We start from the raw sequence: 11,199 nt of genomic DNA, 5'->3' as shown, positions 1-11,199 counted from the left end.
AAGAAGATATAAATATAAAAGACTGCAAAAATAAGATTCGTGAAAAGGGTATGAAAAAAGAGATCTTTGGCAGTATAAAGGATAAGGAAATAGCTCACATAACGTATGACCGATGGATGGGAGGTCCACGCGGGCCGGAAAGAATAACATTTAAGGATGGCAGCGCTGTAATATTTAAATGCGATATCCGACATTACTGGATGGCCGATAATCCCGATACACCAATTCGGGAAGCGATTGTTTATCAAATCGATAAGATAGTAGAACTTGGCCTGGTGCCTAAAACGATGGTGATCGATGACACCATCAATAAAACACGATACGATGGCTCAGTTCAGGAATGGATCCAGGATGCTAAAGATGGATATCAGGTAGAAAAATTTACCGAGGAACAGAGAAAAGATTTTCTACGGTTAAAGGTGTTTGATTTTGTAATCGGAAATAGCGACAGGCATTTAGGAAATATCTTATTTACAGAAGACGGTAAGATGCATGCTGTAGATAATAATGCCTGCCTTATTATCGATAAGCATGAGGATATTTTATCTTTTTCAGATTCAATAATACCCTTTTTTAGCAGAACTGTTGTTCATGATATGCCATATATTGTTGATCTCATAGAAAAGTTTTATGATAATAAAAACAAAATATTAGACCTCATAGATAAATATATCCATGACAATACAGAACTTGCTAAGCTTATGGTAGAGTCCAGGATTAATTATCTCTACAGGATGATAAAAAAATATAAACCATTCTCCAGAAAGTATAGAGAATGGCGAAAGGGGTTGGAGGAGGAAGTGAATGCTATCTTACAAAGGAATGTCTTACCGTAGAAACCGAAAAAACCGGCAGGACAATGCATAGTTTAAAACAATAAGGCAGATTGGCGCTCTAAGGGCCTATCCGAAAACTTCTTTTGAAACATATTTCTTTTGTGGCTTATAGGGTTTTCGGATAGGCTCTCAGTAATTTTCTCGGTTCTCTCTCTGCGGTAAACATATGAAGTGAAGGTAAAAAATATAAGGTATGAAAATACTGATAATATCCGATATACATGGTAATCTCAATGCATTAGAAGCGGTATGTAAAGAAGAAGCTGATTTAGTTTTTTGTCTGGGTGATATAGTAAATTATGGGCCATACCCCGGGGAATGTATTAAAAAAGTTCAGGACTTAACGGATACCATTGTTCGTGGAAATCATGATCATGCGGTAGGGAGGAATATGGATTGCGGGTGTTCTGTAAAATATCAGGAACTCAGTAATGCGGGAAAGGCCTTTACACGTGACATCTTAAACACATCCGAAAAAAACTTTCTTGGTAATTTACCCATAACACTGCATAGAGAAGCAGAAGGGAAGTTATTTTTATTAGTGCACGGCTCGCCCAGTGGCGATATTTATAAATACCTTAAACCCGATATTTCTGATGAGGAGTTAGAGGACAAGATAAAGGGTATTCATGCCGATGTTATTTTTATCGGTCATACGCATCTTCCGATGATACGGAGAATTAAGGATATAGTTATCGTGAATCCCGGCAGTGTGGGTCAACCCCGTGATGGTGTCCCTGAGGCATCATACGCGGTATGGGAAGATGGTCATATTGAGATAAAACGGGTGCAATACAATATTGAGGCAACTATTCGCGGATTACAAGCAACAAATATGCCATATCAACAGATTGAAATACTTGCAGGGATTTTAAGAAAGGGCGGAATGTAGGGGCGAATCGGCGGGTTGTCCCCCTATGCATGTCTTATCCTTACCCACAAGTTAGGTAGGGAACGAAGATAGAAGCAAGGTAAACCACGAAGAACACGAAGAGAGAAGTGGCGTAGAGCAGCAAGATTTTGCATCTTTATTGAGATTTGGAATTCTCTTATTCTTCATGTACTTCGTGTTTTTTGTGGTATTTAAAGATGTGGGTAAGGACAAGATGCATGCGGGGGCAGGTTTAAAACCTGCCCCCTACGTACTATTTTTAATTATTGTATTACAATAAACTATTTGTCATAATGTAATTCAAGGTAAGATTTGTATGGAAAATTGTTTAGGGTAAGATAACAATGTCAAATGAAGCTGAAAAAGATACGAACCATCCATCAGAAAAAGTGGAAATTGTACAGCCATCCGAGGTGCTATTTGCAGAACAACAGGCAATTATCCAATCTCTAAAACAAGAATTAGAATCGGGTAAGAAAAGGATTTGTGAAACTCAGGAGGCTATGCGGAGACTTGCCGCTGATTTTGATAATTACCAAAAACGGGTAGTAAAAGAACGTCAGGATATTGAACGCACAGCTACTGCATCATTGATCAAAAAGCTATTGGATATTTACGAGAGCCTGGAAAAAGCGATTTGTTCGTCAAAAAATGCGGCAGGAAATGAAATTGTGGATGGGATTAAATTAATTTTTAAAGAATTTTCTCGCATCATGAAGTCAGAAGGTTTGGAACCTATACATTCTATAGGCATCCCTTTGGATGTTTATAAGCACGAGGTCTTCATGCGAAAGATTGATGATAATGTCCCTGAAGATACCGTTTTGGAAGAGATTCAAAAGGGTTATTTACTAAATAAATTTGTATTAAGAACTGCAAAAGTGGTAGTATCACAGAAATCAAAACAGGAAAATATTCAGAATCTGGAAAAGACAGAAGAGGAAAAAGGAGGTTAAGACATGGCAAAGATTATTGGTATAGATTTGGGGACAAGTAATTCTGCTGCAGCCGCGTTGATTGGTGGCAAACCCACCATAATTCCCAGTGCGGAAGGCTCAACCCTGGGGGGCAAAGCATTTCCTTCATATGTTGCATTTACAAAAGATGGTGAAAAACTTGTGGGTGAACCTGCAAGAAGGCAGGCTGTTAGCAACCCTGAAGGGACTATCTATGGAATTAAGAGAAAAATGGGCACCGATCATAAAGTCACCATTCGCGGTAAAACCTTCACTCCTCAGCAAATATCCGCGTTTATCTTGCAGAAGATAAAACAGGATGCCGAAGCATTTCTTGGTGAACGGATTGAAAAGGCGGTAATTACCGTTCCTGCCTATTTTAATGATAATCAGAGGCAAGCTACCAAAGACGCGGGAACTATTGCCGGACTGGACGTAGTCCGTATTATTAATGAGCCTACAGCAGCAGCATTGGCCTATGGGCTTGATAAGGTTGAGAAATCCCAAAAAATCCTTGTGTTTGATTTTGGCGGTGGTACCCTGGATTGTACCGTTATGGACTTCGGGCAAGGTGTTTTTGAGGTAGTTTCAACAAGTGGCGATACCCAACTGGGTGGCACCGATATGGATAACACTATTGTTGAATATCTGGTGGATGAATTTAAGAAGGAATACGGTATTGACATTAAAAATGATAAGATGGCTATGCAACGGTTAAGAGAAGCTGCGGAAAAGGCGAAAATAGAGCTTTCGACAACCCTCACAACTGATATTAATCTTCCGTTCCTTACCGCCGATGCCTCCGGGCCGAAACACTTTACCCATACATTAACCAGGGCAAAGCTGGAACAACTTGTTTCTCCGATCGTCAGCCGATGCGCTCATTCAGTTGAACAGGCATTAAAAGATGCCAAGTTGACGCCAAATGACATCGACAAGGTTATTCTTGTTGGCGGCCCCACACGTATGCCGGTCGTACAGAGGTTTGTTGAAGATTATTTAGGGAAGAAAATCGAACGGGGAATTGATCCTATGGAATGTGTAGCCATGGGCGCAGCTATTCAGGCTGGTGTATTATCCGGAGAGGTTAAAGATCTTGTTCTTCTCGATGTAACGCCTCTCTCCCTTGGTATCGAAACCCTTGGTGGTGTGTTAACCCGTTTAATAGACAGAAACACAACCATTCCTACCAAGAAGAGCCAGGTTTTTACAACAGCGGAGGATAACCAGACGAGTGTGGAAATCCATGTACTTCAAGGCGAAAGGGCAATGGCCAGAGATAATGTGACACTGGGGAAGTTTCATCTTACCGGTATACCTCCTGCGCCACGGGGTGTTCCTCAGGTTGAAGTAAGTTTTGATATTGATGCAAATGGTATTATCAACGTTCATGCAAAGGATCTTGGCACAGGAAATGAACAAAAAATTACCATTACGGCTTCAACAAAGCTGAATAAAGAAGATATTGACCGCATGGTGAAACAGGCACAGGAATATGCAGACCAGGATAAACGGTCAAAAGAAAAGGCCGAAATAAAAAATAAGGCAGATAATCTTGCTTATAGTGCGGAAAAGACCTTAAAGGACATGGCAGGAAAGGTAGATGCTGCTCAGAAAGAAAAGGTCGAAGCTGCTATCCGGGATTTGAGAGAATCGGTAAAATCCGAAGATGAAACGGGTATGCAGCAAAAGATGGATGCCCTGACAAATGTGTTGCATGAAATTAGCGCGAAGATGTATCAGGAATCTGCAAAAAAAGGAGAACAGCAACCACCACCACCTCCTCCTCCCGGAAGTGAAGGGAAGAAAAAGGAAGGGAAGAAGGGTGAAGGTGGAGAGGAAGATATTATCGATGCTGATTATGAAGTAAAAGAATAACATAAAAATTGCAAAAGGACACAGATGAACGCAGATAAACACTGATTTTACAACAGCATATAAAAGCAATGTGAATCGCCTATGGGATGTGTTAAATAAAGTACCTGCATCATGTTTTATTGGTACTTATCTGTGTTAATCTGTGTCCAACTGCAGAATTTAACTATCATATTTCTATTTTTATTCTACGGTTTTTAATCCTGCCTACAATAACTCTTATTCAAATTACAGTTGCCTATATCCTGGATCTCCTTATCGGTGATCCTCAATGGGCTTATCATCCGATCCGATTGATCGGGAAGCTTATAGAAAGTGTTGAATGTATCTTACGAAGGTTATCCATCCCTGAACGGATTGCCGGGATATTTTTGACTACGATCATCGTAACAGTAACATATCTGACAACGTATGCAGTAATACGGGTATCGGGGCAATGGTATTACGTCTGTGAAATAATGACAGGAACTGTTGTTATTTATTTTGCAATTTCTATAAGAAGTCTGGCTGATGAAGCAAAAAAGGTAATGACATTTCTGAAAGAAAATGATTTAATACAGGCCCGAAAAGCGCTGTCACAGATCGTAGGACGTGATACAGCGTATCTCAATGAAGAACAGATAATACGGGCTTGCGTGGAAACTGTCGCTGAGAGCAGTGTAGATGGTATCTTATCACCCTTATTTTATTCTTTTGCCGGGGGGCCGGGTGCAGCGATGGCCTATAAGGCTGTAAGTACGCTTGATTCTATGGTTGGACATAAGGACGAGAGATATATCCGGTTTGGCTGGGCGTCTGCAAGACTGGATGATGTAGCTAACTACATTCCAGCCAGAATTTCTGGCGTGTTAATTCCGATAGCATCTTTTCTCTGTGGTTATGGTCTCCGGAAATCTTTGAGAATTGCTTTTCGTGATGGTCGTAAACATCAAAGTCCCAATAGCGGCATTCCCGAAGCTGCTATGGCGGGAGCCTTAAGAGTACAGCTAGGGGGGCCGAGTACTTATCAGGGTGAGGTGATAAAAAAACCATTCATCGGAGATGTTCAGAATCGATTAACTTTGGAATCGATAGGTATGGCAATAACCATAATGCAGGTTGCCTCTCTTTTGTTTTTGACCTGTGGAATCGGAGTTGTTGTGTGCCTGAAATGGGCCTTTTCGTAAAAAAACTCAGGCGGGTTTGAGTTTGTAACCCAATGTTATTACGATGCAATGGTGGATTAAACGGAGCGAATCCGCCAAAGGGATAAATTCTGCAGGATGCTTAACTCAATGACATTGGATCGTAACCTGAACCATTTATTTTGGCCGAACACGATACCATGAAAACATGTTTTAAAACCAATCGATATACAATGGGATTTGCCAATAATCTGGTAGAAGGCTTGGACCCAAGGTCAAAAATTATCTCATTTCTTTCCATAATCCTCTGTATGGTATTGACGCCTATTACCCGTCTGAAGGACTTCGGATTGTATTTTTTACTCATACTGGCAATAGCATTCATAGCAAAGATCACACCCAGGCAAATACTGAAAAGGATGTTTTTCTTAATTCCTTTTATTCTTTTCGTTGCAATTTTTATCCCTTTTATAAAAGAGGGAAATGTTTATTGGTCGATAAAGATAGGTTATTGGCAACTGCGTGTTACCTATGAGGGCGTCTGGACATTTTTAAATGTTATTATAAAATCGGGTTTGTCGATAATCTTACTGGTGATTGCCTCCTCTACGACAACCTTTCCTGATTTTTTACAAGGAATGGAAATGCTTCGCATGCCGCGCTTATTGGTAATACTCATGTCATTTATGTATCGTTATATCTTTGTGCTTTTTGATGAAGCCAAACGATTGATGCGGGCAAGAGCTCTCCGGTATTTTGGGTCCCGGTATAGTGAACAATTATGGATAATTGGATATATGATCGGGGTATTATTTATCAGAACCTTTGAGCGTGCAAGGAGAATTTACAGTGCGATGACCATCAGGGGATTTACCGGGGAAATACGGAGTATTAAACGGTTTCAGTTCTCCTATATAGACTTTTTATTTATAACCGGTATAATTATATCGCTATTATTCATTGTATCAGGTATTGTTTATAAATTAGAACATATGAAAATAAACAACGCGCACCTATGGCAAGCATTATAAAAGTTTCAAATCTGAATTACCGTTATCCTGACGGGACGGTAGGGCTAAAAGACGTTAGTTTTGAGGCGGAAGAAGGGGAGACGTTGGTCATTATCGGCGCCAATGGAACTGGCAAGTCAACGCTGTTTATGAACCTGACGGGTATCCTGGAAGGCGATGGGCATATTACTATTGCAGGTTTAATGTTAAACAAAATACAGGTGAAAGAGATCAGACGGAAAGTAGGTATGGTATTTCAAAATCCTGATGATCAACTGTTTTGTCCTACCGTTATTGACGATGTTTCGTTTGGGCCTTTAAATTTAGGATGGGATAATAACGAGGTGATGGTTGCATCACAAAAGGCGTTAGCGCTGGTCGATCTGGAAGGCTACGAATCCCGTACATCATATCATCTGAGTTTTGGCGAAAAGAAAAGGGCAGCTATTGCCACCGTACTATCTATGGATCCAAAGATCTTGTTGCTCGATGAACCCACGAGTGGATTAGACCCCAGGAGTACATCGAAATTTATCAATATACTGTATACCCTAAAATCTCAAGGCAAGACGATCCTCATTGTAACACACGATATCTTCCTTGCGCAGGGGATAGCTGATAAGGTGCTTGTTTTTAGTGAGGAAAAAAGACCCGTGGCGATAGGGAGTTATAAAGAAATATTAAGCAATTATGGCCTATTATTAAAAAATAATCTGATTTATCAGCACCAGCACTGTCATGACTACACAGTACATAAACATGAACACCGGCACGGATACATCCATGAACATTTATAGTATAAATCTTGCCGATGATATTTGTGCGGATGGGATATGCTGTTTCATGAGCATTCCAAAGGAACAGAATCATTTAGGGATGTGGAAATCTTTTCTTAAACGGGGTACTGCATCGTATGGTGTGAAACTGCTGTATACAGCTCTGGAAGCAAAGGATATAGTATACCGTCCTTGCCGGTGTTTGAATTTTTATTTGAAAGAGGTCGATACACCAAACGGTCCTGCCCTCAGGGTATTATTACGATGCGGTATATTTGGTAAGAACTGCAGGCCTTATACCTGTAAAGCGTTTCCGGATAAGGCAGACAGTTTTATGCATGATGTTCCCGCCCCTTGTATCTATAATGAATACCTGGCACATGAAAATTATGTAAAATTAAAACATAAGCATATTTTTACTCTGTTTTATGCTATTAAGGATGATCATACTTTACTGAGAAAGATTTTCCCCGGATATACAGCAGAAGAAGTCAGAAAAAAATTAAGTCAATGCAGTGAGGTTGGTAAAATGAGCGCAATCTGGAATGAAAAACCGTCCGAATACTTCATTCTGGAGGTGTCAAAGGTTAGTTCCGTTTTGTATATATCTGAGGCGCATCCAAAGATTACCGGTGTAAAACAGGCGTATCGCCTTTGGCAAGGTCACATTGAGACCTGGCTGGAGAGGCATTATGGCAGCACATGGCAGGATTATTTAACCCGTGCAATTGAACAAGATGATCGTAAAAAGATACATTAAGGGAATACATAGATTATGAGTAAAAGGAATACGATACTTACCTGCATGCAAATTTTGGTTGTTCTCTGCATACTGGCATGCAATAGTGATAGGGCGGTAAATGTTCCCTTAAAATCTGCTGAGTTTCCTTGCAAAGGGCACCAATGTGGCTGTAAGACGGAACCGGATTGCAGAGAACGGTGTTGCTGTGCACTGCATGAAAATCGCAATAATTTTTTGAACAATAGCGAGGAACAGAAAAACGGTTTTCGTGTCTTTATTAGTACCATAAATTGCAAATATGGAAACGAGGCGTTTACCGGTATAAATTTTACCGGTAAATATATTTTAGAGGATAAGGTTCAACCCATAAAAGCATCTTTCCTGTGTTTTCTTTCTCATACCATTTCGATCCCCATCTCCGAAGGAATAGTATCTCTCCCCAAAAAACCACCCCGGTATCTCGCATAAGAAGTATTTTTCCTGTATCAATTTTCGTGTTGCTTTAGGAACTCGAGAAGACAGTTTCGACTGCATTGATGGAACTGCCTAAAAGGGCGTTATCATATCATTGCGAAGGAGAAACAACTGAAGCATCCTAATCCCCCTTAGTCCCCCTTTAGAAAAGCTTATCTTTACCTACAAGTCAGAGAGGTAAATTTGAGTAATGCGATAAGACTAAACAGGGTGGCACGGACAAACTTGTTTGTCCGTGTTTTTCGAGTACACCCGTGGATAGGGAATATACCACACTGACAAACAGAGTTTGTCAGCGCCACCCGGGAATAGGCTTACAGAGAATAAAAATTTCCAGAGAGATGCCCACGGCGATACATCTCTTCATGGTATTCTAAAGATGTGGGTAAGGATAAGTTTAGAAAAGGGAGAGATGTATGAATGATTTAGAAAATGGAGAGATACGCAAATATTCACACATTTTCCCCCTTTTCTAAAGGGGGATCAAGGGGGATTATTTTTCCTTAACTTCTGGAGATATACCTATGCGGATAGCAAATTTACGAGTTGGATATGTATTTTCATTATTCATGTTCTTTCTGGTATTGCTGGTAAAATATGTTGAGGCAAATCATGGCCCCGGGACAGGTGGAGGAGCTACTACAATACCAGCTATTACCTTAAAAAGCGGTACCTTTTCACTCGGTCTGAGAACAGAACTGACTGAGTTCGAGTCTGTCTCTGATTCAGAATTTGCTGATAAAGCAGAAAAAGCAGGCACTCACTTTGATGCTGTTGACAGAACATTCCTGCATACCGTTGACATCGGATATGGAGTAACAGATGATTTTACCATTGGGATGAGCATCGGCTGGTTTGAAACGAATAACTTCCGCGAGGCCGGGTTCGGGCATGGTAATGGGCATGGTGATTTTGTTGCCACGCATGAGGGTGGCGGCCATGGTGATGAGATTGAGGTATTACGGGCAGATCCGGATGGGATTACCGACCTCTGGCTCTTCAGCAAGTACCGCTTCTTCCGGGGACCGCAGGGACATTACGCTGTTTTAGGAGGAGTTAAATTTCCTACAGGGGTGGATGATAGAAAAAACTCTGCGGGTGAAAAGGTAGAACCTGTGGAGCAACCGGGAAGCGGTTCTTATGATTTTTTAACGGGTTTGGCATATTCACGCTGGCTTACAGAAAACTGGACCCTGGATACCAATATTCAATATATCCTCCGGACTGAGGGTTCGAGGGATTTCGAAATTGGCGACCGTATGGATTGGAACCTTGCAACGGCATATCAGGTAATTCCCAGAAACACATACCCAAATATTGCGCCTGTTGGAGAGATTAATGTGAGGTATCTGTTTCGGGATGAAGAGGACGGAAAGAAAGAACGGAATAGTGGTGGAACTACCGTTTTTCTCTCTCCCGGAGTACGCATAGGGATTACCCCTCGTTGTGGAATAGGGGCCTCGATCTCTTTCCCTGTCTTTCAAAATTTACTCGGAGAGCAGCAGGAGACAGATTTTAAGGTTGCTGCCGGTATCGGTTATAGTTTTTAAATAAAGGAGTTATCTATGGTAGCGAAATATTCTTTCATGGCAGGTATCATCCTGTGTGCAGGTATTGGCTGCACAATCACAACCACTACTTCATCTCAAAAAGGTCAGCCAAAGGTTATCGATCCTGTTTGCGCGTATTTTTCTGATATGGGCTGCGTCAATATTGCTATAGATGAAAATACACCAAAATCAACCTACGAAGGGGAAACCTATTATTTTTGCAGTAAAGAGTGTAAGGTAGACTTTGATAAGAACCCGTCAAAATATCTCAAGGCTGTTACCTTCCCTCAAGGGGCTGTAGATCCTGTATGCCGCATGGAAATCGGAAAACTGGAAAGATTTGTTACCTGTATATATCATGATAAGGTGTATTACTTTTGCTCCGATCATTGCAGGATAAAATATATGGCAAGTCCAGACAATTACAGCGGGAAAGAATGAGCAGAAAGAATAAAGTACTGGCTTGTATTCAAATCCTGATGGTTCTCTGCATACTACCATGCAATAGTGGCAGAGCGGTAAATTTACCCATAAAAACAGGTGAATTCCCTTGCAGGGGGCATCAGTGTGGCTGTAAGTCGGTATTGGATTGCAAGACTCATTGCTGTTGCTCATCTTACAAAAACCACAATGAGCTTAAAAACAGTAGCAAGAAGCAAAGCGGTTTTCGTGTCTTCATGAGCAGTATAGATTGTAAATATGGAAGTGATCCGCTTACCAATGTAACTTTTACGGATAAATACATATTGGAGAATCAGGTTCAACCGATACAAGCATCATTCTTATATTTTCTTTTCTATAACATTTCAATATATCTTCCAGAGATTATTGCATCCCCTCCGGAAAAACCACCCCGATATCTCAGACAAGTAACTGCGTAATGTAAAGTGAACGGAAAATAATCATTGCGATGGCGCTAGCCCGAAGCAATCCTCCTTACTGGGGGGTTTTGAGGTTATTAATT

Annotated in this window: 12 protein-coding genes; all 12 read left to right on the top strand. The window is 40.8% G+C overall.

Features of this window, described 5'->3' with window-relative positions:
- The first annotated feature begins 50 nt into the window (after positions 1–50).
- Positions 51–836 carry a protein kinase family protein gene (locus FBQ94_RS06215; protein ID WP_007222062.1) on the top strand — a complete coding sequence of 262 codons (786 nt, stop codon included), beginning with the start codon at positions 51–53 and terminating at the stop codon, positions 834–836.
- Positions 837–1,029: 193 nt separating this feature from the next.
- Complete coding sequence (locus tag FBQ94_RS06210) at positions 1,030–1,728, top strand: metallophosphoesterase family protein (protein WP_007222063.1); 699 nt, start codon at positions 1,030–1,032, stop codon at positions 1,726–1,728.
- A 344-nt stretch (positions 1,729–2,072) separates the two neighbouring features.
- Complete coding sequence (locus FBQ94_RS06205; RefSeq protein WP_007222064.1) at positions 2,073–2,684, top strand: nucleotide exchange factor GrpE; 612 nt, start codon at positions 2,073–2,075, stop codon at positions 2,682–2,684.
- 3 nt (positions 2,685–2,687) lie between these two features.
- Complete coding sequence (gene dnaK / locus FBQ94_RS06200; protein ID WP_007222065.1) at positions 2,688–4,562, top strand: molecular chaperone DnaK; 1,875 nt, start codon at positions 2,688–2,690, stop codon at positions 4,560–4,562.
- Positions 4,563–4,681: 119 nt separating this feature from the next.
- Positions 4,682–5,725, top strand: a complete 1,044-nt coding sequence (gene cbiB, locus FBQ94_RS06195; protein WP_007222066.1) for an adenosylcobinamide-phosphate synthase CbiB — start codon at positions 4,682–4,684, stop codon at positions 5,723–5,725.
- 158 nt (positions 5,726–5,883) lie between these two features.
- Positions 5,884–6,714 carry a cobalt ECF transporter T component CbiQ gene (cbiQ, locus tag FBQ94_RS06190; RefSeq protein ID WP_083849270.1) on the top strand — a complete coding sequence of 277 codons (831 nt, stop codon included), beginning with the start codon at positions 5,884–5,886 and terminating at the stop codon, positions 6,712–6,714.
- On the top strand, positions 6,699–7,490 hold the full coding sequence (locus FBQ94_RS06185) for an energy-coupling factor ABC transporter ATP-binding protein (protein ID WP_007222068.1): 792 nt from the start codon (positions 6,699–6,701) through the stop codon (positions 7,488–7,490). Before cbiQ ends, FBQ94_RS06185 begins: the two co-directional genes overlap by 16 nt.
- Positions 7,477–8,229, top strand: coding sequence for a hypothetical protein (locus FBQ94_RS06180; protein WP_007222069.1), 753 nt, complete (start codon positions 7,477–7,479; stop codon positions 8,227–8,229). The genes FBQ94_RS06185 and FBQ94_RS06180 overlap by 14 nt, the downstream gene beginning before the upstream one ends.
- Before the next feature lie 15 nt (positions 8,230–8,244).
- The gene (locus FBQ94_RS06175) at positions 8,245–8,679 is read left to right on the top strand and encodes a hypothetical protein (RefSeq protein ID WP_007222070.1); all 435 of its coding nucleotides are present in this window, start codon (positions 8,245–8,247) and stop codon (positions 8,677–8,679) included.
- A 530-nt stretch (positions 8,680–9,209) separates the two neighbouring features.
- Positions 9,210–10,235, top strand: a complete 1,026-nt coding sequence (locus FBQ94_RS06170) for a transporter (RefSeq protein WP_007222071.1) — start codon at positions 9,210–9,212, stop codon at positions 10,233–10,235.
- Between the two features lie 15 nt (positions 10,236–10,250).
- Entirely contained in the window at positions 10,251–10,676 is a 426-nt protein-coding gene (locus FBQ94_RS06165) for a YHS domain-containing protein (RefSeq protein WP_007222072.1), read from the top strand.
- Complete coding sequence (locus FBQ94_RS06160) at positions 10,673–11,116, top strand: hypothetical protein (RefSeq protein WP_007222073.1); 444 nt, start codon at positions 10,673–10,675, stop codon at positions 11,114–11,116. Before FBQ94_RS06165 ends, FBQ94_RS06160 begins: the two co-directional genes overlap by 4 nt.
- Positions 11,117–11,199 lie beyond the last annotated feature (83 nt).

Origin of the sequence: Candidatus Jettenia sp. AMX1, assembly GCF_030263775.1 — a bacterium.
Taxonomy (GTDB): domain Bacteria; phylum Planctomycetota; class Brocadiia; order Brocadiales; family Brocadiaceae; genus Jettenia; species Jettenia caeni.
Note: the sequence above shows the minus strand (reverse complement) of the source record. Positions and strands in the feature narration are given on the sequence as shown.

Excerpts from the sequence above, each read along its gene's own strand:
- FBQ94_RS06215 (WP_007222062.1), top strand. The coding sequence starts at position 51 with ATGAAAAAAGAGATCTTTGGCAGTATAAAGGATAAGGAAATAGCTCAC.
- FBQ94_RS06210 (WP_007222063.1), top strand. The coding sequence starts at position 1,030 with ATGAAAATACTGATAATATCCGATATACATGGTAATCTCAATGCATTA.
- FBQ94_RS06205 (WP_007222064.1), top strand. The coding sequence starts at position 2,073 with ATGTCAAATGAAGCTGAAAAAGATACGAACCATCCATCAGAAAAAGTG.
- dnaK (WP_007222065.1), top strand. The coding sequence starts at position 2,688 with ATGGCAAAGATTATTGGTATAGATTTGGGGACAAGTAATTCTGCTGCA.
- cbiQ (WP_083849270.1), top strand. The coding sequence starts at position 5,884 with ATGAAAACATGTTTTAAAACCAATCGATATACAATGGGATTTGCCAAT.
- FBQ94_RS06185 (WP_007222068.1), top strand. The coding sequence starts at position 6,699 with ATGGCAAGCATTATAAAAGTTTCAAATCTGAATTACCGTTATCCTGAC.
- FBQ94_RS06180 (WP_007222069.1), top strand. The coding sequence starts at position 7,477 with ATGAACATTTATAGTATAAATCTTGCCGATGATATTTGTGCGGATGGG.
- FBQ94_RS06175 (WP_007222070.1), top strand. The coding sequence starts at position 8,245 with ATGAGTAAAAGGAATACGATACTTACCTGCATGCAAATTTTGGTTGTT.
- FBQ94_RS06170 (WP_007222071.1), top strand. The coding sequence starts at position 9,210 with ATGCGGATAGCAAATTTACGAGTTGGATATGTATTTTCATTATTCATG.
- FBQ94_RS06165 (WP_007222072.1), top strand. The coding sequence starts at position 10,251 with ATGGTAGCGAAATATTCTTTCATGGCAGGTATCATCCTGTGTGCAGGT.
- FBQ94_RS06160 (WP_007222073.1), top strand. The coding sequence starts at position 10,673 with ATGAGCAGAAAGAATAAAGTACTGGCTTGTATTCAAATCCTGATGGTT.